This is a genomic window from Flavivirga rizhaonensis, from assembly GCF_004791695.1.
Taxonomy (GTDB): Bacteria; Bacteroidota; Bacteroidia; order Flavobacteriales; family Flavobacteriaceae; genus Flavivirga; species Flavivirga rizhaonensis.
Genome location: NZ_SRSO01000001.1, coordinates 176,893 through 202,855 on the forward strand (window position 1 = coordinate 176,893; position 25,963 = coordinate 202,855).

Annotated in this window: 24 protein-coding genes; 9 read left to right on the plus strand and 15 right to left on the minus strand. The window is 31.7% G+C overall.

Going from position 1 to position 25,963, the window contains the following annotated elements; all coding sequences use genetic code 11:
• Positions 1-95 precede the first annotated feature (95 nt).
• Positions 96-1,724 (minus strand): phosphoenolpyruvate carboxykinase (ATP), encoded by a 1,629-nt coding sequence (gene pckA, locus EM932_RS00605; RefSeq protein WP_135874424.1) that lies wholly within the window; start codon positions 1,722-1,724, stop codon positions 96-98.
• Between the two features lie 35 nt (positions 1,725-1,759).
• Positions 1,760-3,607, minus strand: a complete 1,848-nt coding sequence (locus tag EM932_RS00610) for an SLC13 family permease (RefSeq protein WP_246040817.1) — start codon at positions 3,605-3,607, stop codon at positions 1,760-1,762.
• 248 nt (positions 3,608-3,855) lie between these two features.
• On the opposite strand from EM932_RS00610, the gene EM932_RS00615 reads away from it, so the two are divergent.
• Positions 3,856-4,650, plus strand: a complete 795-nt coding sequence (locus tag EM932_RS00615) for a cation transporter (RefSeq protein WP_211344237.1) — start codon at positions 3,856-3,858, stop codon at positions 4,648-4,650.
• Positions 4,651-4,676: 26 nt separating this feature from the next.
• Entirely contained in the window at positions 4,677-5,393 is a 717-nt protein-coding gene (gene bshB1, locus EM932_RS00620) for a bacillithiol biosynthesis deacetylase BshB1 (RefSeq protein ID WP_135874426.1), read from the plus strand.
• A 144-nt stretch (positions 5,394-5,537) separates the two neighbouring features.
• Here bshB1 and EM932_RS00625 read toward each other — a convergent pair whose 3' ends face one another.
• A complete protein-coding gene (locus EM932_RS00625; RefSeq protein ID WP_135874428.1) occupies positions 5,538-6,545 on the minus strand; it encodes a glycosyltransferase in 1,008 nt (335 codons plus the stop codon).
• A gap of 97 nt (positions 6,546-6,642) precedes the next feature.
• Here EM932_RS00625 and EM932_RS00630 point away from each other — a divergent pair, with 97 nt between their 5' ends.
• Positions 6,643-8,535 (plus strand): M61 family metallopeptidase, encoded by a 1,893-nt coding sequence (locus EM932_RS00630; RefSeq protein ID WP_135874430.1) that lies wholly within the window; start codon positions 6,643-6,645, stop codon positions 8,533-8,535.
• A 127-nt stretch (positions 8,536-8,662) separates the two neighbouring features.
• Here the strand turns inward: EM932_RS00630 and EM932_RS00635 are convergent, their stop codons facing one another.
• Entirely contained in the window at positions 8,663-9,427 is a 765-nt protein-coding gene (locus tag EM932_RS00635) for a TIGR02757 family protein (RefSeq protein WP_135874432.1), read from the minus strand.
• A 62-nt stretch (positions 9,428-9,489) separates the two neighbouring features.
• Positions 9,490-10,152 (minus strand): ABC transporter ATP-binding protein, encoded by a 663-nt coding sequence (locus tag EM932_RS00640; RefSeq protein WP_135874434.1) that lies wholly within the window; start codon positions 10,150-10,152, stop codon positions 9,490-9,492.
• A gap of 428 nt (positions 10,153-10,580) precedes the next feature.
• Between EM932_RS00640 and folE the strand changes: the two genes are divergently transcribed.
• Complete coding sequence (gene folE / locus EM932_RS00645) at positions 10,581-11,168, plus strand: GTP cyclohydrolase I FolE (protein ID WP_135874436.1); 588 nt, start codon at positions 10,581-10,583, stop codon at positions 11,166-11,168.
• Between the two features lie 58 nt (positions 11,169-11,226).
• A complete protein-coding gene (locus EM932_RS00650) occupies positions 11,227-11,505 on the plus strand; it encodes a hypothetical protein (protein WP_135874438.1) in 279 nt (92 codons plus the stop codon).
• Here EM932_RS00650 and EM932_RS00655 read toward each other — a convergent pair.
• The 9 genes from EM932_RS00655 to EM932_RS00695 all read right to left on the minus strand — a co-directional run bounded on the left by EM932_RS00655 (position 11,492) and on the right by EM932_RS00695 (position 22,347).
• Positions 11,492-13,483, minus strand: a complete 1,992-nt coding sequence (locus EM932_RS00655) for an ATP-binding protein (protein WP_145988290.1) — start codon at positions 13,481-13,483, stop codon at positions 11,492-11,494. The two genes, EM932_RS00650 and EM932_RS00655, sit on opposite strands and share 14 nt — an antisense overlap.
• A 329-nt stretch (positions 13,484-13,812) precedes the next feature.
• Entirely contained in the window at positions 13,813-14,394 is a 582-nt protein-coding gene (locus EM932_RS00660; RefSeq protein ID WP_135874442.1) for a type 1 periplasmic binding fold superfamily protein, read from the minus strand.
• Positions 14,395-14,405: 11 nt separating this feature from the next.
• Positions 14,406-16,805, minus strand: a complete 2,400-nt coding sequence (locus EM932_RS00665; RefSeq protein ID WP_135874443.1) for a TonB-dependent receptor — start codon at positions 16,803-16,805, stop codon at positions 14,406-14,408.
• A 368-nt stretch (positions 16,806-17,173) separates the two neighbouring features.
• Entirely contained in the window at positions 17,174-17,476 is a 303-nt protein-coding gene (locus tag EM932_RS00670) for a DUF6787 family protein (RefSeq protein WP_135874445.1), read from the minus strand.
• Between the two features lie 35 nt (positions 17,477-17,511).
• Complete coding sequence (locus EM932_RS00675) at positions 17,512-17,964, minus strand: DUF6146 family protein (protein WP_135874447.1); 453 nt, start codon at positions 17,962-17,964, stop codon at positions 17,512-17,514.
• 232 nt (positions 17,965-18,196) lie between these two features.
• Complete coding sequence (locus tag EM932_RS00680; protein ID WP_135874448.1) at positions 18,197-18,835, minus strand: DUF937 domain-containing protein; 639 nt, start codon at positions 18,833-18,835, stop codon at positions 18,197-18,199.
• Between the two features lie 126 nt (positions 18,836-18,961).
• On the minus strand, positions 18,962-19,912 hold the full coding sequence (locus tag EM932_RS00685) for a D-2-hydroxyacid dehydrogenase (protein ID WP_135874450.1): 951 nt from the start codon (positions 19,910-19,912) through the stop codon (positions 18,962-18,964).
• A gap of 132 nt (positions 19,913-20,044) precedes the next feature.
• Positions 20,045-21,109 carry a 3-phosphoserine/phosphohydroxythreonine transaminase gene (gene serC / locus EM932_RS00690; RefSeq protein ID WP_135874452.1) on the minus strand — a complete coding sequence of 355 codons (1,065 nt, stop codon included), beginning with the start codon at positions 21,107-21,109 and terminating at the stop codon, positions 20,045-20,047.
• 179 nt (positions 21,110-21,288) lie between these two features.
• Positions 21,289-22,347, minus strand: a complete 1,059-nt coding sequence (locus tag EM932_RS00695) for an acyl-CoA reductase (protein ID WP_135874455.1) — start codon at positions 22,345-22,347, stop codon at positions 21,289-21,291.
• A 76-nt stretch (positions 22,348-22,423) separates the two neighbouring features.
• On the opposite strand from EM932_RS00695, the gene EM932_RS00700 reads away from it, so the two are divergent.
• From EM932_RS00700 to EM932_RS00715, 4 genes are all read left to right on the plus strand, one after another.
• A complete protein-coding gene (locus tag EM932_RS00700; RefSeq protein ID WP_135874457.1) occupies positions 22,424-22,789 on the plus strand; it encodes a 4Fe-4S dicluster domain-containing protein in 366 nt (121 codons plus the stop codon).
• A 102-nt stretch (positions 22,790-22,891) separates the two neighbouring features.
• Positions 22,892-23,680, plus strand: a complete 789-nt coding sequence (locus EM932_RS00705; protein WP_135874459.1) for a helix-turn-helix domain-containing protein — start codon at positions 22,892-22,894, stop codon at positions 23,678-23,680.
• Positions 23,681-23,752: 72 nt separating this feature from the next.
• Complete coding sequence (locus EM932_RS00710) at positions 23,753-24,385, plus strand: NAD(P)-dependent oxidoreductase (RefSeq protein WP_135874461.1); 633 nt, start codon at positions 23,753-23,755, stop codon at positions 24,383-24,385.
• A gap of 184 nt (positions 24,386-24,569) precedes the next feature.
• Positions 24,570-25,136 carry a Crp/Fnr family transcriptional regulator gene (locus EM932_RS00715; RefSeq protein ID WP_135874463.1) on the plus strand — a complete coding sequence of 189 codons (567 nt, stop codon included), beginning with the start codon at positions 24,570-24,572 and terminating at the stop codon, positions 25,134-25,136.
• Positions 25,137-25,142: 6 nt separating this feature from the next.
• Here the strand turns inward: EM932_RS00715 and EM932_RS00720 are convergent, their stop codons facing one another.
• Positions 25,143-25,961: a hypothetical protein gene (locus EM932_RS00720; RefSeq protein ID WP_135874465.1), complete on the minus strand. Its 819-nt coding sequence runs from the start codon at positions 25,959-25,961 to the stop codon at positions 25,143-25,145.
• Positions 25,962-25,963: the final 2 nt, after the last annotated feature.

The window sequence follows — 25,963 nt, forward strand, 5'->3', positions numbered from 1 at the left end:
TAGTATTACATTTTGTAGTACTTTCAATCTATATAAAAATCAGTAATATAAAAGGAGCTCTTTTCGAGCCCCTTTTTAGGTTAAATAAGAATCTATTAAAAGTGTTCGTGTAAGTGATGATGTTCATCAATTAGTGGGCCACCTTCAATGATTTGTTCAGATGCTTGACCTGCAAATTTTTCAAAGTTTAAGTGGAATGAGTGAGCTAACTGAATAGCTTTGCCAATATAAGCTCCTTTTTGTAACCAAGTGTTCATAGGGTCTAATATTTCAGAAGGAACTCCTGGGCAATATTTAGGCATATATAAACCAAAAATAAAATTTTGTTCATAATCTACATTATCCAAGTCACCATTAAGTATTCCAGTAATCATAGCTCTTGTATATTTTAATTTTATCCGGGATCCAACACCGTAAGGCCCTGCGCTCCATCCAGTATTGATTAACCATACATTTACACCAGCTTCTTGCATTTTCTTGCTTAACATTTCACCATAAACAGCTGGATGTAATGGCATAAATGGCTCTCCAAAACAGGCAGAGAAAGAAGGTACCGGTTCTGTAATACCTGCTTCTGTTCCTGCAACTTTAGCCGTATAGCCAGAAATAAAGTGATAAGCAGCCTGTCCTGGTGTTAATTTTGATACTGGCGGTAATACACCAAAAGCATCACATGTTAAAAAGAATATATTTTTTGGGTTGTTTGCATAAAGTGTTTCTTGAATGTTATCAATGTGATAAATAGGGTAGCTAACACGAGTATTTTGAGTAATGCTACTATCTTTATAATCTACTTCACCATTATCTTTAAATATTACATTTTCTAATAAAGCTCCTGGTTTAATGGCTCTAAAAATATCTGGTTCTTTTTCTTCAGTTAAATCAATAACTTTTGCATAACAGCCACCTTCAAAATTGAAAATAGTGTTATCTGCTGTCCATCCATGCTCATCATCACCAATTAGTTTTCTGTCTGGGTCTGCGGATAATGTTGTTTTTCCAGTTCCGGAAAGCCCAAAGAAAATAGCTGTATTTCCATATTTCCCAACATTTGCAGAACAATGCATTGGTAATACGTTTTTCTCAACAGGTAAAATCATATTTAGTGCAGAGAAAATTCCTTTTTTTATTTCACCCGTATAAGCAGATCCTCCTACTAAAGCTATTTTTTGAGTAAAATTGATAATTGAAAAGTTCCCTTGACGTATGCCGTAAGCTTTTGGGTCTGGACAAACATAGCCAGGTGCACAAAGGACTAACCAATCTTCTTTAAAATTCTCTAATTCTTTTTCACTAGGCCTTAAAAACATGTTGTAAACAAATAAATTAGACCAAGGTAATTCGGTTATCGTTCTAATATTTGTCCTAAATTCTGGTTCTGCACATACATAGCCATCTCTTGCATAAATTTCTTTACCAGAAAGATAGTTTGTAACTTCATTTTTAAGCTTTTCGAAATTTTTTGGGGATATTGGTTTATTCGTTTTTCCCCACCAAACCTTGTCGGCAGTGTAATTATCTTTCACCAGAAAACGATCTTGAGGAGATCGTCCTGTAAATTTTCCTGTGTTAATAGCAAGTGTACCATTTGAAGTTTCTTTCCCCATGCCTTTGTCAACGGTAATCTGTTGAAGCTTCTCTGGAGATAAATTCCAATTCACTTTCACGTCTTTCAAGCCATACTGTTCTAAAACGGTATGCTTAACTGTTGTTGCATCTTTCATTTTTTTCAATTTTAAGGTTACTACTAATAGTTTCTTTAAATTTTAAAAGGCCATATTACTGGCACTAGTACGAGTGTTATGATAAAAAATAAGAGCAGTAAAGGCGCTCCTACTTTTAGATAATTCATAAATTTATAACCACCGGCGGTCATCACCATAGCATTGGTTGTAGTTCCTATTGGGGTTAAGAAAGCCGTTGATGCACTTATGGCAACTACAATCATAAATGGAGCAGGAGACAGGTTTAGTGAGTTTGCAGCAAGTATAGCTATAGGCGCCATTAAAACAGCTGTTGCTGAGTTATTAATTACTTGGCTAAATGTTGTTGTTAGTAGAAATACACCACCTAGTAATAATATAGGGTGAATAGATCCTAAATAATTTACTAAGCCATTAGCTATAACTTGTGCTGTTCCTGTTTTTTGTAGCGCTACTCCCATAGGGATCATAGCAGCAATCATAACAACGCTTGTCCAACTGATGCCTTTATATGCTTTAGAAATAGGGACGCAGCCTGTTAATAAAACAATACCGGCAGAAATTAATGCCGCAATTGATCCTGGCACTATTTTAAAGACCATGAATATGATCATGAGAACTAAAGCCCCTAAAGCGATATAAGATTTAGAATTAAGGCTTTCTACATTTTTAGCCATACCTTCAGGACTACCAATAATAACTAGGTTTTCATGTTGCTTTTTTAAATCATCAATATGTTCCCAGGTACCTCGTATTAAAAAAGCATCACCCGCTTTTACGGTAATTTCTTTTTCTTGCAGCGGTTTGCTATTTCTTGAAGCTGCTAAAAGCTGGATACCATATCGTTTAAAGTAATCTCCTAATTTATATTTTCTACCAACTAAAATAGAATTAGGGTTTACTATCACTTCGGTCATACCAACCTCTTGATTAATTAAATTGTTTTTTAACTCATCTGTAATAGGTTCAAGGGGTAATAGACCCAATCTAAACGAAATCATAAGTTTATTGATGGCTTCTGTATCTCCTTTTACAGTAATAATATCATGATAACATAGTTCTGTATTTGGACTTGGAAATTCTTCAAACTGATGTATCCCTTTTAAAACATTTGGATGCCTTCTTTTTAATCGAATAATTGAGATATTATAATTTTTTTCAAATTGCCATTCTTCAATTTTTGTGTTGATTAACGGTGATAACGATCTTATACGCAATCTGTAATAGCCTTCATCAATTTTATAAGCTTCTATCCAGTTATGTAAAGTAGATTCAATATTTACTGGCTTATTGTTCGTTTTGTTTTTTGGTAATAATTTGTAGCCTATGTATCTAAAATAAATTAAAGCGACTATTAATAATGGAATCCCAATTAATGCAAATTCAAAAAACGAAAATCCATCAAAACCAGCATCTATCAAAGCATTACTAGCAATAATATTTGGAGGCGTACCTGTTAAGGTTAGTAAACCACCAGTATTAGATCCAAAAGCGACAGGCATTAACATTTTTGAAGGTAGTGTACCTATGCTCCAGGCAGATGATATTGTAAGAGGCATTAAAGTGGCTACTGTACCTGTATTACTTACGAAACCAGATAATACACCTGCACCTAGTGTTACTATAACTAATAATTTTGGAACGCTTTTTCCGGCCCATTCCACAAACTTTTTACCAGCTAAAGCAGTCCATCCAGTTTGGGCAATTCCTTCACCTATAACAAAAAGAGCAGCGATCATGATGACGGTTGGATTGCTAAACCCACTTAGCGTTTCTGTTGGAGTTAAAATTCCTGTTAAGAATAAACTTATCATAGACATGAGGGCTACAATGTCTGGTGTAAATTTCCCCCAAACAAAGAAACCAATGGTAATAACTAAAATGACGAGCATTAAGTAGATCATAATTTTGTAATTGTTTTTTAGTTTTAGTAATGTAATAATTTAAAGTAAAATTACAGCTGATTATCGCTAATAATTATGATTAATGTCATGCTTTTTCCAGTAGCTTTGCTTTTGGAGAATTATGAAAATTTAGTGCTGTTTTGTATAGAAAATGAATACGAAAACGTAAGAGTAGTATTGAGTTTTTAATGATTTATTATATATTTAATAAATATAAGTTTAGGGGTAGTAAATAATTAATAAAATAGGTGGAAAAAACAGAATTCAAGATATCTAAAATGGATTGCCCTTCTGAAGAAAATTTAATTCGAATGAAACTAGAAGGTATAGAGTCTATTAAGAATTTAGAATTTGATATACCAAATCGAAAACTTTTTGTGTTTCATATAAAAGACATTGATATTATTGAAAAGTCTATAGTTGAACTAAATTTAGGAGCTACAAGAATAAGTACAGAACAGACTAATCAAACTCACTTTAAAGTGGAAGTTAATCAAAGAAAACTGCTTTGGACAGTACTGAGTATTAATTTCTGTTTTTTTATTATTGAAATGACTACAGGTATAGTTTCTAAATCAATGGGACTTGTGGCAGATAGTTTAGATATGCTTGCAGATAGTTTTGTTTATGGTATTAGCCTTTTTGCTGTAGGCGGAACACTTATTAAGAAAAAACAAATAGCTAAACTTGCAGGTTATTTCCAAATTATACTAGCAACCATTGGTTTTTTTGAGGTTTTAAGGCGATTTTTAAGTGAAGAGGTATTACCAGATTTCTCAACTATGATAATTGTTTCTATTTTTGCACTTATAGCAAATGGCATCTGTTTATACGTGCTGCAAAAGACAAAAAATAAAGAAGAAGTACATATACAAGCGAGTATGATTTTTACATCAAATGATGTGATTATTAATCTGGGTGTTATCATTGCTGGAATTTTAGTAACCTGGTTAAATTCAAACAAACCAGATTTAATTATAGGAACTATTGTTTTTGTTTTAGTAATTCAGGGGGCTTTTAGAATTTTAAGACTCGCTAAATAAAAATAAAGACCTAAAATATATATATTATGAAATTAGATATTCTTGCTATTGGAGCACATCCTGATGATGTGGAATTAGGTTGTGGTGGCGTCATAGCAAAAGAAGTAGCCAACGGAAAAAGAGTTGGTATTATAGATTTAACAAGAGGCGAGTTAGGAACCAGGGGAACTGCAGAAATAAGGGATGTTGAAGCTAATAATGCAGCCAAGATATTAGGTGTTGATTTTCGTGTTAATATGGGGTTTGCAGATAGTTTTTTTATTAATGATAAAGAACATCAATTAAAAATCATAAAAATGATTCGTAAATATCAACCAGATATTGTGCTTTGCAATGCTATTGATGACAGACATATTGATCATGGAAAAGGAAGCAAGTTGGTTAGTGATGCCTGTTTTTTAAGCGGATTAATTAAAATTGAAACTAATAATGGGGAAGATAAGCAGGACCCGTGGAGACCTAAGCAAGTATATCACTATATACAATGGAAAAATTCGGAACCAGATTTAGCTGTTGACATATCAGGGTTCATAGATAAAAAAATGGCATCTGTACTAGCCTACAAAACGCAGTTTTATGATAGTAATAGTAAAGAACCAGAAACACCTATTTCTAGCAAGAACTTTACAGATAGTATTATTTATAGGGCTAGAGATTTAGGAAGACTGGTAGGTGTGGAGCATGCAGAAGGCTTTACTGTTGAAAGGCATGTTGCGGTTGATAGTTTATTCGATATTAAATAATTATAATTTTCAGCAATTTTTCTTGAATATCCGTAATATTTCATAATTAATTTAGTTTTATTTGCTGCCAAAATTACTGTGAAACCTTCTTTTTGATAACGGTATATTTACAACTTTTTTGTCTGACGATTAATTTTATTGGTATTAACAAAAGAAAACATAATCATAAATATTCTTCATACTTAGCGTATCCATATAATTCTTAATCTCTATTTGTGCATCTTTATTAGCAACAGTGATAATACTTTGAGGGTTCTTAATGTCTTTTAAAGCATTAAAAGGCTTTAATATGGTACCATAAATATCTCTTCCTATTTTATTTGGGTTATCGCAAATCCACTCAAAAGGAATCCCTTTTTTAATAAGCGTTTTAGCGACTATTTTTCCTTTGTTGCCAGCACCCCAAACAACAAGCGATTTATTAGGGTTATAATCTAATTCTAAGAAGTAATGTAGTTTTATGTCAATAAAATGATTTTCTGCATAGTGCTCGTGCGTTCTAGATGTTCTGGAATTATAATCTCTCCAGTCATGTATAATAGTGTCACAAGGGATACATTTATAATTGTGTTTATAAAACCGAAATGCTAAATCGTAATCTTCTGGATATCTATCTGGGTTAAAAGCATCACATGCTATTAAATCATTTCTATGAATCATCCAGCAAGGGGAAGGAATGACACATTCTTTATAAATTTCAGAATAATTATTTCCTGTTTTGGTTAAGTTATTCAACCATACTTCATAATTTTTGTAGCCTTCTTTAATGCCTTCTTCCGAAAAATAATTAACCAATCCGGTAGCCACATGTTGTTTTCCGTGATTTAATAAATTAGTTACTAATACGTTTAATTTGCAAGCATGCATAATATCGTCACTATCCATTCTGGTAATAAACGCTCCTTTACTATGTTTAAAGGCTAATCGTAACGCATCAATAATACCAGTACCTTTGTTTTTTAAAAGAATTATTCTGTCCTCATTTTTTGCAAATTTTTCAACAATACTAAAGCTAGAATCTGAGGAAGAATCATCTATTATAAGTACTTCCCAATTAGTATATGTTTGATTTAATATAGAAACTAAACAGGCTTCTATATAGGCTTCTGTGTTCTTGAAAGGTATAAGTATACTAACTAAAGGGGTTTGCATTAGGCGAATATAATTTATCTTTTTAACATAACCTTAAGAATAGAGACCGTAACATAGTGGTATTTTGTGCGTCAATAAAAAAACTAAATTTAATTAAATGAATACTAAGACATTTGCTGCACTATTTGCAGGCATTTTACTAGCCAGTTGTAGTTCTACAAAGAATACAAAAAATGATTTAGCAACAAGTTTGCCAATAGCAACATCAATAAATCTAACAGGTATCGATAACGATAAAGCACCAGTAACTATTAATCCTGGACGTTTTACAGAGGAAACTGTAACATACCGTTTGCCAAAAGTAATACAAGGAACCTATTCGGTAAGTGATTTTGGTAAGTATGTTGATGATTTTAAGGCTATTGATTATGATGGGAATGAGATGCCGGTAAATAAGGTAGATACTAATACTTGGTCTATTAGTAATGCCAAGAAATTAGATAAAATTACTTATTTAGTAAATGATACTTATGATATAGAAGTTAAAGGGGGGATAGGAAAAGACACTCCTTTTTCGCCATCAGGAACAAACATAGAGCCTGATAATTACGTGTTGAATTTACATGGTTTTATAGGGTATTTCGATTCTTTAAAAAACAATCAATATAAATTAGATGTTACAGCTTCAGCAGATTTTGTACGTACTTCTGCACTACAAACTGTAGGTTCGAAAACTAGTGAGGATGGGAAAAACATAACGACTAGTTATTTTGCCACCAGATATTTTGACATTACTGATAACCCGATGATGTATGGTAATTTAGATGTTGAAGAATTTCAAGTTGGGGATATTAAAATTGTACTAAGCGTATATTCTCCTAATAAAATACATTCTGCTAAATCTTTAAAGGAGACTATCTTTAAAATGATGCAAGCTCAAAAAACGTATTTAGGAAATGTAAATACAACACCACGTTATGATATTTATTTGTATTTGTCTGAAGGTAAAGATGAATCTCCAAAAGGTTTTGGAGCTTTAGAACACCATACATCTACAGTGGTTGTGATGCCAGAATCTATGCCAAAAGAAGCTTTAGAAGAAAGTATGATAGATGTAGTATCTCACGAGTTTTTTCATATAGTAACGCCTTTGAGTGTACATTCTGAAGATGTGCATTATTTTGATTATAATAATCCGACTTTCTCGAAACACTTATGGATGTATGAAGGTGTAACAGAATATTTTGCAACGTTATTTCAGGTAAACCAAGGGCTTGTTGAGGAGGCTGAGTTTTATAATAAAATTATGAGTAAAATCCAACAGTCTAAGGCCTTGAATGATACTATGAGTTTTACCATAATGAGTGAGAATATTTTAAAAGATCCTTATAAAGATCAATATTTAAACGTGTATCAAAAGGGCGCATTAATTGGTATGTGTATTGATATATTGATGCGGGAAGAAAGTAATGGGAATAGAGGGATTTTATCATTAATGAAAGAGCTATCGAATAAATATGGAAAAAACAAACCATTTGAAGATGATAAGCTAATAGACGAAATTGTAGCCATGACTTACCCGTCGTTAAGAGAGTTTTTCGATACGCATGTTATTGGAGACACACCAATAAACTATAATGATTTTTTAGAAAAAGCCGGTTTGGAATTTGGAGAAGCTAAAATAAAAGCTAATTACATATTAATGAATGGCGCACCTATAGTAAGTGGAGATCCGGAAAACGGTACCATATTTTTTACAGATATGGTATTAAAGAATAGTTTTTGGGTAGAACAAGGTGTACAAGCCAATGATGTTATTAAATCTGTTGATGGTGCGGCTTTAACATTTCAAAACGCTAACAAGATATTACAAGATGTTTTTATGTGGAAACCAGGAAAAGACATTGAAGTAAAATTAGAAAGAGGAGGTGAAGAAGTTGTAATAAAAACTACCACCACACAATCGTATACTAATGGTAAGGCCATTATAGAAAAAACCGATGCTACTGATGCTCAAAAGGCATTGAGAAAGGCTTGGTTGAAAGGATAATTCATTATAAAAATGTTTTCAAATTAACGATTGATAGACTGTAAGTTTGTCAATCGTTTTTTATGGGCACTAGTCAAGAATTGTGCTTTTATGATAATCTTTTGTAAAAGCTTTGAATGAAGAGATATTAAAAACCTTCAAAAACGCCTAATCCAAATAGAGCGAAATCATATTTAACAGGGTCATTTGCATCTAATTCTCTTAAAGCAGTATCTAATTCGAATAAGGCTTTAGCATCATTTTGTTTACGATGTAATAAGCCTAATTTTCTAGCTACATTCCCAGAGTGTAGGTCTAAAGGACACGATAATTGAGAAGGCGAGAGGGTTTTCCAAATACCAAAATCAACTCCCGTGTTGTCATTTCTAACCATCCAACGTAAAAACATGTTAATGCGTTTTGCTGCGGAGTTTTTTAAAGGATCACTTATATGTTTTTGTGTTCTTTGTAAATGCTCAATTTCAAAGAATGTTGATTTAAATTTTGAAATAGATACTTGTAGGGACTCTTTTTTTACATGCTTTGAAAAAACAGATTCTAATCCACCATGGTTTTTATAAATATGCTTGAGTGATTTTATAAATTGGATGCTGTCATTACCATTAAAGGTTCTATGAACAAAAGGCGTTAGTTTTTCTAAATCAGTTTTTGAGTGATTTAAAACAAAGTCATAAGGAGAATTGTCTAACAATTCCATCAGACGTTTTGCGTTATTGATGATACTTTTTCTATTTCCCCAGGCAATGGTTGCGGTTAAAAAACCTGAGATCTCAATAGCTTCTTTTTTGCTGAATTGATGTGGAATTTGAATGGGGTCACTTTCAATAAACTTGGGGTTGTTATATTGAATGACTTTAGCATCTAGAAAGTCTTTGAGGTCTTTTTTGTTCAAGTGTTATATTATGTTGAAGTACTAATCAATCAATTCATTACTGAAATAGTAGAAAAATGTAATCAATTAATAATTTTACCATCTACCATCGTTAATTTTCTATCGGCCAGATCAGCTAGTTCTTTATTATGTGTAACAATGACGAAGGTTTGCCCGAATTCATCACGTAATTTAAAAAATAGACTATGTAGCATTTCGGCAGACTCACTATCTAAATTACCAGAAGGCTCATCTGCAAAAATTAAATCTGGATTATTTATTAATGCTCTTGCAACTGCAACACGTTGTTGTTCACCGCCAGATAACTCATTTGGTTTATGATCGTACCGATGCGATAAGCCTAAAAAATCTAAAAGTTCCATAGCTCGTTTTTCTGCATCGGCTTTTTTAGTACCTTTAATGAAGGCTGGTAAGCATACATTTTCTAAAGCTGTAAATTCTGGAAGTAATTGATGAAATTGAAATATAAAACCAATATGTTCATTTCTAAACTTAGCTAGTTTTTTGTCATTAAGATCACTAATATTGGTATCATTTATGTTTAGTTCAAACTTACTATTAGCAGAAGCTGAGTCCAAAGTCCCTAAAATTTGTAATAAGGTCGTTTTTCCAGCTCCAGATGCCCCAACAATAGAAACAACTTCACTTTTCTTTATATTAATATCTACACCCTTTAGTACGTGTAAATCATTATAGTATTTATGAATATTTTTTGCCTGAATCATTTTGAATAATTGGAACGCTGAAAATACTACTTTATAGATTTATTAGCAACGATTTAGCCATTACTTTTATTTTTAAAAGCATTTTTTAGGTTATTATAAGCCATAAAACAGATAAAATGAAGTTGAAAAGTATAATCAATAGGCTAATTGAATAAGGTGTTAAGGCCTTTAAAGTAGGTGTCCTATGAAGCGGTTCTTTCATTAAATAAATAATTTCGATAAAGTACTATAATTTAGATCCAGTAGAAAATTGCTGTGAACATTGGAGGTCTAAATTCCAAGCACTGAAGTTAACTTTTGTTTCAAAATCAATATTACCCAAATTATAACTAGAATCTGTCGTTAAAATTTTAATTTTATTAATTAAAGTTGAAATTTGCTTAACTTTAAACATTATGTTTTTAAACTCAAAAAGATACTAAACCGCTATGCCATATAAGAAATTTGAAGAGTACAACATGCAAGTGACAGATGATGTTAAGGAAAGATATGAAAATATTATTAAAGACTTAGGAGAAGATACCAATCGCGATGGACTATTAAAGACTCCAGAACGCGCAGCAAAAGCTATGCAGTTTTTAACACAAGGGTATCATCAAGATCCTGTCGAGATACTTAAAAGTGCTATGTTTAAGGAGTCTTATAATGAAATGGTTATTGTAAAAGATATTGAGCTGTATTCCCTTTGTGAACACCATATTTTGCCTTTTTTTGGGAAAGTTCATATAGCCTATATCCCTAACGGACAAATTGTCGGTTTAAGTAAGTTGCCAAGAATTGTAGATGTTTTTGCAAGACGTTTGCAAGTACAAGAACGTTTAACTGAGCAAATTTTAGATTGTATAAACCATACTTTAAAACCACAAGGAGTTGCCGTGGTTATTGAAGCCTCTCATATGTGTATGATGATGCGTGGCGTGCAAAAACAAAACTCTATTACAACAACTTCGGGTTTTAGGGGACAATTTGAGAAAATTGAAACGAGGAACGAGTTTTTAAAATTGATAGGGAAGTAGTTTATATTTAAAGGTTTTGGTATGCTTCTTGCGTATCTTATTGTATTAATATTACTTAATGAAAAAATACAAAAAATTAGTTTTAAGTATTGGTTTAGATGCTATTGGATACATTTCTTTCGTAATTCCTGGAATTGGTGAGTTTTCGGATATTATTTGGGCGCCTTTATCGGGTTATATTATGACTAGATTATATAAAGGGAAAGCTGGTAAAATTGCAGGTGTTATAGCTTTTACAGAAGAAGCGTTACCTGGTTTGGATGTGATCCCAACATTTACGCTTATGTGGTTATACACCTATGTTTTTAAAAATAAAGAGGAGATTATAGAGATTTAAAAAGCGGTATTTGTATCTTTAATACGGTTCCATTTTTAGGTTTGGATATAATTTGAAGTTCACCTTTAAGTTTTGATATCCTGGATTCTATATTTACTAACCCAATGCCATCATTTTTTTGAGTTGAATCAAAACCCATACCATCGTCTATAATCTCAACACGCAAGTTATTAGAGTTTATAGAGAAATTAATGGTAATGTTAGTCGCCTTTGCATGCTTAATAGTATTTTGAATAGCTTCTTGAATGATTCTGTATAGATTGATTTTTATATAATCATTAATATCTTCCCAAAAGATGACGTTATTTTGGTTTATACTATATGTGAAAGTATTGAGTTTGCTTTGATTATGAATGTATTCTTCCAGAATGGTAATGAAATTTTTATCGGCATCTAATAATGTATTTTTTAATTCATGGGAAAGGTCTCTTATTTCTCTTTCAATAGATTGAATTTCATTAATATAGAAACTGTAATTTTTTTTGTTTGGATTGTCTTCATCCATAGACAAAAACTCTAATCCTAATCGGGAACCAGAAAGCTTATTTAAAATACCATCATGCAATTCTTCCGAAATGCGATGCCGTTCCAAAAGGCGGCCTTCTTCAACTTTTGCTTGTTGTCTTAGCATGAGGCTATATATTTCATCATTGGCCTTTTGTTGCTCACTCTCAAAGCTCAACATTTTGTTTTTAGTAATTTGGATTCTTATAATAAGAATGAGTATAAAAATTAAAATGATGATAAGTCCAATAACAACGATTAAAATGTTTTGAGTTGTTAAACGTTTTGTTTCATCAATATAATTATCTGTTTCATATTGGATTCTGGCGAATTTGTTTCTGGAAGCCCGTTCAATGTCAAGAAGGCTATCATTAAGTTTTATATGTTCGTATAGGTACTGCTTTCCCGCTTCTCCTTTTTTAATTTTGGAAAGCATTAATAAAGACCTGGAAACCTCGTAATGATTTTTAATTTCTTTACCAATACGGTACGACCTTTTTGAAAGTATAAGTGCTGAATCTTTTTTATTAACGGTGTAGTAAAATTCAGCCATATCATTACCGCCAGAAGCTATTTCGTATAAAGCATTTAAACTATCACTAATTTTATAAGCTTTATTGAAAAGGGAATTAATATATTTTGTGTTATTATTTTTAGCTAGAAATAGAGTGTATGCTTTATTATTTAGAATAGCTACATATGATAAAGGATCTTTTTTTAATAAGCTTTTGTTTTCAAGTAATTCTTTATATATAAATAAAGTCTTCTTATAATCTTTTTTTTCTTTATATGCTTCTGCTAAATTGATTTTGATATCTAAATAGTTTTTGAATTTATTTACATAAATACTAATCTCATGTTCATCAGATATTTTATTATTAATTGATAAAGCTTTTTTATGATATTCAATAGCTTTATCATAGAGTTTTAGATATTTTGCATTTAGAGCAATTCTATTATATAAGTAAGATATTTTGTCAAGGTTTTTATTGTTCTTTGGAAGTAAATTTATCTTATTTATTGCTTCAATTAAATTAGCATTACTATTAACATAATTGTGTTCATTAAATTGTAAGTTAGAAATATTATTTAGTATATCAATTTCAGTGCTTACATTTTTTAATTTTCTAGTAATTTTAAGGGCTTTATTGTAATAATAATAGGCACTATCGTTTTGTATTTCTATTATATGGTGATAGTAGCCTAATAGTGAGTAAGTATCTAATATTGGATAAGAAGAATCATTTAATTTATATGCTAGTTTTAAATTTTTATCTAATAATTTTTTTGATTGCTCCAGATTGTTCTTAAGTACATATAAATATGCTAGGTTTGTATTTGATTTGAGAATAATAGAATCTATCTTAGTTTTATATGATAATTCACTTGCAAATTTTGCATACTTAAATTTGGCGTCTAGATCTGATTTTTCGTTCTCAGACAACCTTCGTAACCTATGGATGCTATCTAACATCACATCAAAACTACTGTTTTGCGAATTTATGTTAAACGAAACAAGAAGACATGCTATAAAAAAACAATATTTATTCAATCTGATTGTGTTTGTGAAATAGCATCCAAAGATAAGATTTTTTTTACATCATGCTATACGTGATTCCCAAACTAATATTTCTTCCCATATTAAATATACCTTATTTGAAAAGGTTTTGCTAAGATTTGATATCATTATCATATTTGCCTTTAATGTATTTATATATCACTTATGTTAGCATAGCGGGAGTAATAATAAACGCCCCGATTTTATTAAAATCGGGGCGTTTATTATTATTTAACCTTTATTATTTACTTAACAGTAATAGGGAAGATAGCTTGTGCATCTGTTTCTCCACCAGCATTAGTTATATCACCATCGCTAACGCCGCTAGCACTTTTATTAGGTTCATGACGTAGTGTAATAGTAATCGTTCCCGAACCAGGAGTTGCAGAAGTTGTAAGTGTAAATTCTAACCCTAACGGGTTGCTATCACCGTCAAAATCAACATAAGTAAATGTAGCTATACTATTTGTTGCCTGAAAGAAAAATTGATGCTCTTCGTCTAACGTTTTAATTTCCTCAGTAACATCCTCAGCTGGAGATTCGGTTTCGTTTAATATCTCCATACTTCCATTATATGTAGTATCAGCAAGTAAATCTCCTGATACTGTAAACACAGGAGGATTAGGCCCGTCTTTACCATCTAAATCGAGGCTTTTAAAAGTTATAGAAGTGCCTCCTCCATCAGGAACTAAGGTTGCTGTTAATGTTGTTATGACCTCTTCCTGAATAACAACTTCAGGGTTATCATCATCTGAACATCCAGTAAGTATAAAAGTTGATAATAAGATTAAAAATGTACTTTTTAAATTATTTTTTAATGTATCCATGGTTTATTTTTTTAATAATTAAACTTTACTTGTAACATAATATTTCTTCCTAAATCATCGGCAAAATATCTTAATCGGTTAAGATATTCTCTATAAGAAGTATTAAAAAGGTTAGTAATATTTAAACCTATATTCAGGTTTGTTTGTTTTGATAAATTTAGAGTTATATCACTTTGAAAATGCAATAAATGATAGGTTGGTGGCGGCGAACTAATATCTAATAAGACCTCACTATCTATTGTGGGTATATAAACATCAAAGTTGTTATCTGGAAACTCATTTTGTCTTAAAACTAATTCACTTTGTAATTCAGTATTAAGCTGTAACCATTTTTTATTTGAATAGCCTAAAATATTAACTGTTTTGAATGATGGCATATCAATCAAAGCTTGTTTTTTTGTTAAATCTCTTCCTTTAATAAAGGATGATTTATTATTAAGCAACCAGTGTTCGTTGAACTTATAATTAGCAGTAACATCCAAACCTAATAACGAGGCATTGGTTTGATTATAACTCCAAACAGGAAATGCCCCACGAATGGTTAACTCGGTTCCCGTTGGTTCTATAAAAATATAATCGTTAATATGATTGTAAAATGCTTCAAGGTTTATTGATAATGCATTTCTGTTATATTTATATGTTCCAGAAATTCTGTTTGATGTTTCTTGCTTCATACGTAGATCACCCAACTCAATCCTAGCGGCAGAATGATGTAAGCCATCACTAAATAACTCTGAAGGATTTGGCGCTCTATTGGATAACCCATAGTTAAAAATAAATGAATTATTATCATTAATTTTATAAGCTATTCCAGCTGAAGCTGATATGTTATGATAATCGAACACAGGATTGGTAAGCAATTGGGACCCTAAATCATCAATAACAATATTACTAAAATCTGCATCATAATTTCGTTCTTCCCAACGACTCGTAAGGTAGAATTTTTTAGCGTCTATGCGACTAAAATCATAACGAAGCCCAAAATTTAAATTGGTTTTCTCGCTTAATCTAAAATCTGAAATAGCAAAAGCCCCAGCATCATATTTATCGTAATCAGGAATCAAGCGCCTAACACCAGTCTCAGGATTTGCAAAATTGTTTTGATACCCTACATTCAGTCCAAATTTATAAGTTCTATCGCTTTTAGAATCAACTTTTAAATTTGTTCTAATGGTGTGTGTTTTTAAAGTCAAGTCAATTGCGGGTTTATCTCTATCATCCCCAACTCGAATATCATACTCAAAACGTTGATTATTTTGAAAATCATATTGTACCTGTAAACGTCCAAACTTTTTAAACCGTTTATAAAAATCGGCTTTAATAATTTGATGTGTAACATCTTGTCGTGGTGCTTCGATAGTATAACTGAAATCTTCAACCACTAATGGTTGTTGACTATTGATTGCATTTACCAAATCTTCAATGCTCCCAATATGCGATGATTTTAATATTGCTATGTCATTATTCAAATAACTGTAATAGATATTGAAACCTCGTTCAAAGGTTTTATAACCAGATTTAATTGAAAACCCTTTTGAGTTTAATCCCGTATTAGTAAGGTTATAATCTGGCGTTTCAAAATCACCAAAACGTTTCATTGTTGCCTGTGCACCTAAATACCAACCTTTTTTGTAGGTTTTTGTTAATGAGGAATTTAAGCTAAAGCCTCTACCATTAGTATGACCACTAATAATTGTTTTTCCGTAAAGCGAATCTTTTAAACTAACATTAAAGGGTTGCAAAACAATAACACCGCCAATAGCATCTCCACCGTAAGCCAGAGCATCGGCTCCTTTAATTACATTAACACTTCCTACAGTGTTTAAATCAATATTTGGAGCGTGTTCAATACCCCACTCTTGATCTTGCAAACGAACACCATTTGTCATCACTATTATTCTACTACTGTGCAAACCATTAATAACAGGCTTTACAATTGAATTGCCTGTATTTATAGAAGATACACCACTAATTTGTTTTAATGCATCGCCTAAGCTAAAAGCACCGAAACGTTCAATAGCATCCGTTTTTAACAGTGTTTCTTGTGATGTTTTAGTTAATTTAGTGATTGTTTTCCCCTCAACTTTAACTTCGTTGAGTTCTTCTATATGATGTTCTAAATTTATAACATAAAACGAATCACCATTAATTTGAATGTCTAATCGTTTTGTTTCACAACCCAAATGCGATATTGAGACGGTTAATTTTCCATCACAGAGGTTTGCAATAGAAAATTTCCCATCGATATCTGTAGTAGTGTATTTGTCTAGTGTTTCAATATAAATGGTAGCTGCTATAATAGGCGAACCATCATGAAAATCATGAACTTCTCCATAAAATCTGGAGTCACAGTTTTGATTATGAACTATGTTGATGAAACAACAAGCCACAATCAATATATAATATTTCATTATTATAAATATATTTAGTTTAAAGAAATGTACATTTTAAACTAAAACAGGTGGACCTCTAAGAGAAAAAGATAATTGCCGATGATTATTAAGAAATTTGTATGTTAATATTGGAATTTTAAAATAAGATGAAACATTTATGATATCATCATATTTAAATAAATGTAAATATTGGTTACTTAGTTTGAATTTATAAAACTCACAATCTAAATCTATTTCGTGTAAGTGTGCCTTTGCTTCCCCTAAACAAACTTCATGTTCATGGTGAGTGAAAATATGAGCAAACTTAACAACAGTAGGCACTAGTAGGGTAATAGCCAACCAGAGGGTTATTATTCTAAATATAATATGTTGTTTTATTTGATTCACTAATCTAAAAACCGCTTAAAACCTATTCTACGCAGCATTTTTTTTTCGAAGTTCCAAAAAAACTTGTATTGTCCAAAAAGCCATCCGAAAAATACTAACATAAATTGGTACACAATAAATAATAAAAGAATTCGGATGGTCCAATATCCAAAACTTCCAAATGCTTCAGGTGTAATATTTAAAAAGTTTAAAATAGGTTTACCTATATAGGAAGCAGTCGATCCAGTAATAGCAAATACACATAAAATGATTATAATTTGCCAATTATGTTCAATGCCCCAACGTTCTTTTAACTTTTTCACAAATACAATTTGATTGCAAAAATAAACAAAAGACTTTAAATTCGAGGAACAAATCCTGCTAATCGTTGTTTGTAGGTTAATTGGAAATAAATAAAGTAATTAAAGAGTTTGTAATTAACTTCATATCCATAATCTATACCATGTTGATAATCAATTTGTAGTTCATATAGATTAGGATCAAAACGCTGTGGTTGAAGTACTCTTTGATTCCATTCTGTTACATAAATAAAATTTCTGTTTTCTAGATATTGTTGTGAATAAAAACCTTCTGGTCTAGCAGTGGTTAGTAACCAGGTATTAAAACCAGGTTCTATAATGATAATTTCGTATTCTAACTCGTCATTAGCAATAGTTACTGTATCGCTAACAATTGCCGCCAGTTCTTTTTCAGACTTGTTTTTTTCGGATGCTATTGGTTTTGCTGTATTACAATTAAAAATAAATAGAGATACAGATGATAGTAATAATATGTAAATAACTTTTTTCATAGCTTTAATGGATTTCTATTTGTTATTCAAAAGTGCTATATAATTTTATATTATAAAAACTAGAATGAGTTAACTGATCGTCTCATTGAGGAACTAGTTTCTTTTAAGCGTCCTTTGTTTCAAATAAATTTACAAAAATCATACCTTAAAATGTTGTTTTAGAGTTGTTTTAACAAAAAAAAACGCCAAACAGTAATATTTGGCATTTTGTGTTTTATTATGGCTCTATAATTTATTTTCCTCCAAAAAGCCCACCTAGCAACCCTCCTAGGCCACCTTTCTTTTTATTACCACCTAATACCATACCTGCTACATCGTCAATAACGCTTCCGTCTCCATCAGCATCAAGAATAGATTCAATGAAACTTTGTTCTTGTTTAGGAGAATTGCCTCCAAGTAATCCACCTAATAAGCTTTCAATACCACTTGAATTACTTACGTTTTGTTGTCTACTTTGTTTTCCTAAAACACCCATTAGTATGGGTGCAGCTACTTTTAATATTTGAGCCACAGATCCAGCATCGATACCAGATTTCTGGCTTAATGCATTTTCAACATGTTGTTGTTTACCTCCCAATACATGGCCTAATATTTTTCCTCCGTCATTTAATACATTATCATCTACGCCACCACTAAATAAACCACCAAGATTGTCTAAAATACTTCCGTCGTGTTTACTATTTAAAGCACTAAGTAAACCTTCTGCTCCTTGTGGGGTCGCTGAATTACGTTTCATAGCTTGCATTAAAACAGGCAAAGCCATTGTTAAGACACTTCCGGTTTTACTTTCGTCTTGTCCTGTTTGACCAGCTACACCACTGATAATAGTTTTTCCAAGGTCGCTGTTTAATAAGTCTAAAATTCCTGCCATAATATTTTATTATTTTATTTAATTGAAAAAGTTGGTTAGTGAAATTGATTGGTCAATGTACAAAAAAAGTCCTAACATATAAGTTAGGACTCAATTTTATCTCTTAGGTCACATAATGACTCATAATTATTTTAATATACTGATAATTTGATCTGCTAATTCAGTACCAATTCTATCCTGAGCTTCATTAGTTGCTGCGCCAGTATGAGGTGTTAATGATAACGAAGGGTTCATTAATAGTTGGATTTCTGGTTTAGGTTCTTTTTCGAAAACATCTAAAGCTGCTCTTGCAATTTTTCCGCTAGTAATAGCTTCAACAAGGGCAACTTCGTCAACAACACCACCACGAGCTGCATTAACAAGTATAGCTCCATCTTTCATGATTTCTAATTCAGATTTGCCAATAACGTAGTTTTCTTGTGCTGGAACGTGTAGCGTTAAGAAATCTGCTTGTTTTAAAACGTCTTCTTTAGAAATAGTTTTAATGTTAAAATTTAATTTTTGACCATCAAAAAAGTCTAATTCTAAATTAGCTTCATCCATAAAAGGATCAAAAGCAACCACTTTCATACCAGCTCCAATAGCAACCTTTGCAGTCGCTTGGCCAATACGACCAAACCCTAAAACACCTAAGGTTTTTCCTTTTAACTCAGAGCCTTTTGCATAAGCTTTTTTCAAGCCTTTAAAGTTAGAATCACCTTCTAATGGCATGTCTCTATTTGAGTTATGTAAAAAACGAGCTAGTCCAAATAAGTGTCCAAATACTAGTTCTGCAACCGAGTGAGAAGATGCTGCTGGAGTATTAATAACACTACGCCCTTGTTCTCTGGCATATTCAACATCAATATTATCCATACCAACACCACCACGACCAATGATTTTTAAATTTGGACACGCATCGATTAAGTCTTTACGTACCGTAGTAGCACTACGCACTAATAAAACAGTAATGTCCTTTTCGTTGATATAATTAATTAATTGTTCTTGTGCCACGGTTGTAGTTATGACTTCAAAACCACCTTTTTCTAGCGCATCAATACCACTTTGTGAAATACCGTCGTTTGCTAATACTTTCATTCTTTAAGTTTAAAGTTGAAAAGTATAAAGTTTAAAGTTGTTAGAACTATTAGACTTTATACTTTGTAATAAATTTATTTCTAGAGTTCGAGTAGGCAACTGTATACTGCAACTGCTTACTGCAAACTGTTTTTATGCTTTACTTTCTAATTCACTCATGACTTCAACCAATGCTTTTACACTATCTAAAGGCAATGCATTGTACATAGATGCTCTATAACCACCAACACTTCTATGACCGTTTAAACCATTTATACCAGCTTCTTTAAGCATGGTTTCGAAAGTTTCCTTTAGATTTTCGTTTTCTAAGGTAAAGGTAGCATTCATGTCAGAACGATCTTCTTTAGCAGCAAATCCTTTAAATAATGGATTTAAATCAATTTCAGAATACATTAATCGTGCTTTCTTTTCGTTTTCTTTTTCAATGGCCGAAATACCACCAAGATTTTTTAACCATTCTAAAGTTAACATGGAAGTATACACTGCAAATACAGGAGGTGTATTAAACATACTGCCTTTACTTATATGTACTTTATAATCCATCATTGATGGAATTTTACGAGACACCTTTCCAAGAATATCTTCTTTAATTACCACAAGGGTAGTTCCAGCTGGTCCCATATTTTTCTGTGCACCTGCATAGATTAAATCGAATTTAGAAAAATCCAATGTACGGGAAAAAATATCGCTACTCATATCACAAACTAATGGAATATCACATTTTGGAAATGCTTTCATTTGTGTTCCGAAAATAGTATTGTTAGAAGTACAGTGAAAATAATCGTAATCTGTAGGTATTTCGTAGCCTTTAGGAATGTAATTATAGTTAGCATCTTTTGAAGAACCTAATTCATAAATATCATCATAAATTTTTGCTTCTTTAACGGCTTTATCTGCCCAAGTACCAGAATTTAAATATCCAGCTCTTTTTTCTAAAAGATTTAAAGCAACCATTAAAAATTGTGTACTGGCACCACCTTGTAAAAACAGAGCTTTGTAACCTTTGCCTTCTAATCCAAGTAATTCTAAAGCTAATGCTCTAGCTTTTTCCATAATATCTACAAAAGCTTTACTTCTGTGTGAGATTTCAATTAAAGATAAACCGCTGTTATCTAAATCAACGACTGCCTCTGAAGCTTTAAGTAATACTTCTTGAGGTAAAATACATGGACCTGCACTAAAGTTATGTTTTTTCATTTTCCTATCCCTAACCCTTTCCAGGGGAAAGGGAATTTTATGGGCGAATTTTTAGTTAATATTTATTTTTAACTCCAACCTTCCTTCCCAATGGGAAGGATTGAGGATGGGATGAAATTTAAGATGCAAAGTTGCTAATTAATTGGATATTTACCGCTAAAAATTCAATAATTTTTTTATTAAATTGCTAATAAAAATTCAATAGAATCAACACTATCCGCATAATCCCAAAGTTGGGGTTTTTGAGTGGCCCCAAAAGTAATTTCATTTTCTGTAAATCCATTGGAGACAATACATTGAATTTGCTGTATTTCTTTATCTAATTTTTCTTTCAATTGCTTGGGTGATTCATAGTATTCATAAAAAACTGTTGCAATGGGTGAAGCATGGCTTTCATCTTCTTTTATCATTAAAAAACCATTTTCTAACATATCAAACTCACTCATTAAATATACAGCCTTATTATAATCATAATTGTTGGCATATTTTGCTTTATCAATAATAGGATGCCAGTGGTACATCGCTTCAAAAAAGGCATCAAAATTATAATTTTTTGGAACAAATAATTTAGAGACATTTCTACAGCCTAGACCATAATATCTAAAAATATCTTCAGAAAGCGCCACCAGTTCTTCTTTAGATTCTTTTCCGCTTAAAACGGCTACCGAATTTCTGTTGTTTCGTATAATAGATGGTTTGTTTTTAAAATAATGCTCAAAATAACGTGCTGTGTTATTACTACCAGTTGCTATTACGGCATCAAAACCTTCAATTTTATCTTCGGTAAAGGTCATAGTGCCTTTAAATTCCGGTTGAACAAATTCTAAATACTTTGCCAAATAAGGGAGTATATGTTTATCGTTTGATGATTGTTTTATTAAGACATGATGACCAGAGATAAGCACTGATAAAAAATCATGAAACCCAACTAATGGAATATTACCGGCCATAATAATGGCAACTTGTTTAGGTTTAGTGATATTAATCTGATATGGCTCTAACCACTTATTGAGATTCTTCGTTGTTAAAGCTTCTGTCCAATTTTTAATTGAAAACCGAATATTCTCTTGTGTAAACCACCCATTATTTTCTTCGGCTAGTTTTAGTTGATGTTTAAAACCATCGAAGAATGTATCGTTGTGTTCAACATTATCATTTTTTCGAATAACTTCATTAGAAAATTGACTTAAAAAATCTCCTAATTTTACAAAAGCGTTAATTCTTTGTTGTAAATTCATTCTGTATTTGGTTATGAATGGTTTTGGCGTTATTTTTGCGTCTGCAAATTTAAGCAAACTCAAGAGAAAAAAGGCTATGGCTATTATAATAACAGATGAATGTATAAATTGTGGTGCTTGCGAACCTGAGTGCCCAAACACAGCAATATATGAAGGTGCCGATGACTGGCGCTATAAAGATGGTACTAGTTTAGAAGGTACTGTTGTATTAACTAACGGAAACGAAGTAGATGCAGACGAGGCTCAAGAGCCAGTAAGTGATGAGATTTACTATATTGTTCCAGATAAATGTACAGAGTGTAAAGGATTCCATGATGAACCACAATGTGCTGCGGTTTGTCCTGTAGACTGTTGTGTGCCTGATGAAGATGTGGTTGAAACAGAAGAAGAGTTGTTAGCTAAACAACGCTTTATGCACCCCACCCAGAAGGATAGTTTATAATCTATCATAAATTATAAAATAAATCCTGAGCTTTACGCTTAGGATTTTTTTGTTGCAGCCATATAAAGAATTATTTTAGCTTTAAACTAAATTAATATTATCTTGAAAGAAGCAGCATTTATTCTAGATCATGATTTAGCCCCATTTGTTAACTGTATTTATACAGATGAAAATTTTGATGTTAATGGACATACCAATATTCCTTTGTATGCCGATGGCTATCCAGGAATTATGTTTCAGCAAACTGAAAATGACTTCTTTCTCCTTCCAAAAAACAAAAAACTATCAGAGCTTTTTCTTTTTGGACAAACGTTAGCACCAGTTTCTTTGGATGTAAAAGGACTTTATAAATTTGTAGTCATTCAATTATATCCTTTTGCTTCTAAATATTTATTGGGTATAGATCCTAAAGTTTTAAATGATGATTGTTATGATCTATTACAAATTGACTATTTAAATGTTGAGAGCTACAGACAGTCACTAGTACAAGCTAATAATTTGGATGAACAAGTGAGTATCATTTCAGATTTAATGCGGGAATTGATTAGAACACATAAAGTTTCTGAAAACGACAACATAGAAAAAGCTATTTCTATAATAATCCAGAATAAAGGTCAAATAAAAATAAAAGATTTATTAGATAAAATTTATATGACTGAACGTACGTTTGAACGTAATTTTATGACTTATATAGGTTTAACACCTAAACAGTTTTCTAAGATAATTCAGTTTCAAAGCTCCATAAATAAGTTAACACAAGCTACTTATAATTCTTTATTAGATGTTGGTTATGATAGTGGTTTTTCCGATCAATCTCATTTTATAAGAACTTTCAAAAGTTACACAGGACTAACACCTTCTTATTATCTTAATCATTTATCTAATCGATGATTTTGTCGGTTTTGTTCAATTTTTAGATTTGTATATCAAATACTTTTGCCTCATAATCTTAAATAGAAAATTATGAAAGTAGTAATATTTGGTTCTACAGGAACTATAGGAAAACATCTTATTGAACAATCTTTAGAAAAAGGACATCAAGTATTGGCCTTTTGTAGGGATGCAGAAAAGCTAAACATATTCTCTAATCCAAATCTAAAAATTAAGGAAGGGGACGTTTTCAATATAAACGATGTCGCTTCAGCTGTAAAAGGTCAGGAAGTTGTTATTATAGCACTGGGTTCTGGAAAAAGCAGAAAAAGTGTTGTTAGATCTCAAGGCACTAAAAATATAATTGCAGCTATGGAAGATAATGGTGTCAATCGATTAATCTGCCAAAGTACATTAGGCACTTATGAAAGTAATAACAACCTCAATTTCTTTTGGAAATATATTATGTTTGGATGGTATTTAAAACAAATTTTTTTAGATCACGAATTGCAGGAACGTTATGTGAAGGATAGCAACCTGAATTGGACTATTGTAAGACCTGGTGCTTTTATCGATGGTGAAAAAACAGAACTTTACCGACATGGTTTTGGATCTAAAGCAAAGTCATTAAAACTTAAAATTTCTAGAGCAGATGTTGCCGATTTTGTCTTAAAGCAAATAGGAAATCCACATTATTTACATAAATCTCCGGGGTTATCCTACTAAGAATAAATTAAGGTATAACAAAAATCCTAAGTTTTTTTACCTAGGGTTTTTGTTAAAAAGTGCATATTAACGCAACTATTGATTAAAAATGGCATCTATATATTTAGTATTTGTAGCTTAAGAAGCTTAGATAACTACTTATATTGATTTGAATCATTAACGTTTAATTTTACTCATTTTGCACATGACTTTTCTGGAATTTTTCAATGCTACTGTAAGTACCTCTATACCATCATACGAAGAATTCCATTTTCCTGTTAAAAAAGGCTTTTTTAAAAAAGGGGAGATCTTGACCGAATACGGACAGGTAGAGGACTCTTTATATTTTATGAACAAGGGGATAGCAGAGATTATCATAAAAAGTTATATGTCTGAAAAAGTAATAGATTTCTTTTTTGAAAAAGAGTTTTTTTGTTGTTTTACTTCTTTTCTGAACCAAAAACCTGGAGATGTTCGGGTTGTGGCATTAATGGATTGTGATGTTGAAGTCATTAAACGCGAAGATTTGATGCAAGCTTATAATGATTCATTTGATGTAAATAAGTTTGGAAGAATTATGACTGAACATGGTTATATAAGAAAATCTAATAGAGAAAAAGCACTTTTAACAAAAACAGCCGAAGAGATTTATGTTGAAATGCTCAAAAGCAAACCAGATTATATCTCTAATATTCCAGTTAACAAAATAGCTAAATATTTAGGTATTCACCCGGAAAGCTTAAGTAGAATTAGAAAGAAATTACATTCTTAGGATGCTTTAATTAGTCTTTTTAATTTCGATAGCATCGCAGGTACCTACAAAAGGAACTCCAGTAGTATAAAAAGCATAAGTGATCAGCCCAACATAAACATTATTGCCATACGTTGGTGCCGTTCCGGGTAGATTTCCAGTTCCATTATAAAGTGTCCAATTATCAGACGTGCTATCACCAGTAAAGTTAGGAAGTTGCCAATATACCGTGAGCGTATTGTTTTCACTTCCAACAATGCGTATGTCGGCTCTTCCGTTAGGAACAGTATTAGCGCCAATATCATTTACCGAAGAGCCTCCATTTAGCGTGTTTTTCCCTTCAATGGTAAACGCAGTAGATCCTCTGTGTCCAACCACTACATGAGATGAATTTATAGAGTTGAAATCTTCTACATGAACCTGAACACCTGCAAAATTATACGGACTGTTCGCCGATGTCGGTGCTATTTGTGAATTGTCTATAGTACCAATACCTATGTTTCTTGCGATAAACTCAAAAGGAAAAGCCACTAATTTAGCATCCAACCGACCTTGATCTTGATTAAAATGTAACGTTTTGTTATCGGAATTGTCAGTAAGAACAGCACGATATCTTCCAGCTACTCTTGAAACATCAGGTAATGACGAAGCGTTATTAGTTACAAAGTCAATTAAGGCTCCGGTTCCATCAAAATCATCTACAATATCAGTTGTTGTATTGTCTTGATCGTCTTCCTGATTGTCTTCATTTTGAGAAGGTGTGCCGTTTTGTGGTGGTATATCATCCTCTTTTTTTGAACATGAAAAAGCAATGAATAATACAAATAACAGGGTATAGTATTTCATAA

Excerpts from the sequence above, each read along its gene's own strand:
- pckA (WP_135874424.1), bottom strand. The coding sequence starts at position 1,724 with ATGAAAGATGCAACAACAGTTAAGCATACCGTTTTAGAACAGTATGGC.
- EM932_RS00610 (WP_246040817.1), bottom strand. The coding sequence starts at position 3,607 with ATGATCTACTTAATGCTCGTCATTTTAGTTATTACCATTGGTTTCTTT.
- bshB1 (WP_135874426.1), top strand. The coding sequence starts at position 4,677 with ATGAAATTAGATATTCTTGCTATTGGAGCACATCCTGATGATGTGGAA.
- EM932_RS00625 (WP_135874428.1), bottom strand. The coding sequence starts at position 6,545 with ATGCAAACCCCTTTAGTTAGTATACTTATACCTTTCAAGAACACAGAA.
- EM932_RS00630 (WP_135874430.1), top strand. The coding sequence starts at position 6,643 with ATGAATACTAAGACATTTGCTGCACTATTTGCAGGCATTTTACTAGCC.
- EM932_RS00640 (WP_135874434.1), bottom strand. The coding sequence starts at position 10,152 with ATGATTCAGGCAAAAAATATTCATAAATACTATAATGATTTACACGTA.
- folE (WP_135874436.1), top strand. The coding sequence starts at position 10,581 with ATGCCATATAAGAAATTTGAAGAGTACAACATGCAAGTGACAGATGAT.
- EM932_RS00650 (WP_135874438.1), top strand. The coding sequence starts at position 11,227 with ATGAAAAAATACAAAAAATTAGTTTTAAGTATTGGTTTAGATGCTATT.
- EM932_RS00655 (WP_145988290.1), bottom strand. The coding sequence starts at position 13,483 with ATGTTAGATAGCATCCATAGGTTACGAAGGTTGTCTGAGAACGAAAAA.
- EM932_RS00660 (WP_135874442.1), bottom strand. The coding sequence starts at position 14,394 with ATGGATACATTAAAAAATAATTTAAAAAGTACATTTTTAATCTTATTA.
- EM932_RS00665 (WP_135874443.1), bottom strand. The coding sequence starts at position 16,805 with ATGAAATATTATATATTGATTGTGGCTTGTTGTTTCATCAACATAGTT.
- EM932_RS00675 (WP_135874447.1), bottom strand. The coding sequence starts at position 17,964 with ATGAAAAAAGTTATTTACATATTATTACTATCATCTGTATCTCTATTT.
- EM932_RS00680 (WP_135874448.1), bottom strand. The coding sequence starts at position 18,835 with ATGGCAGGAATTTTAGACTTATTAAACAGCGACCTTGGAAAAACTATT.
- EM932_RS00685 (WP_135874450.1), bottom strand. The coding sequence starts at position 19,912 with ATGAAAGTATTAGCAAACGACGGTATTTCACAAAGTGGTATTGATGCG.
- serC (WP_135874452.1), bottom strand. The coding sequence starts at position 21,109 with ATGAAAAAACATAACTTTAGTGCAGGTCCATGTATTTTACCTCAAGAA.
- EM932_RS00695 (WP_135874455.1), bottom strand. The coding sequence starts at position 22,347 with ATGAATTTACAACAAAGAATTAACGCTTTTGTAAAATTAGGAGATTTT.
- EM932_RS00700 (WP_135874457.1), top strand. The coding sequence starts at position 22,424 with ATGGCTATTATAATAACAGATGAATGTATAAATTGTGGTGCTTGCGAA.
- EM932_RS00710 (WP_135874461.1), top strand. The coding sequence starts at position 23,753 with ATGAAAGTAGTAATATTTGGTTCTACAGGAACTATAGGAAAACATCTT.
- EM932_RS00715 (WP_135874463.1), top strand. The coding sequence starts at position 24,570 with ATGACTTTTCTGGAATTTTTCAATGCTACTGTAAGTACCTCTATACCA.
- EM932_RS00720 (WP_135874465.1), bottom strand. The coding sequence starts at position 25,961 with ATGAAATACTATACCCTGTTATTTGTATTATTCATTGCTTTTTCATGT.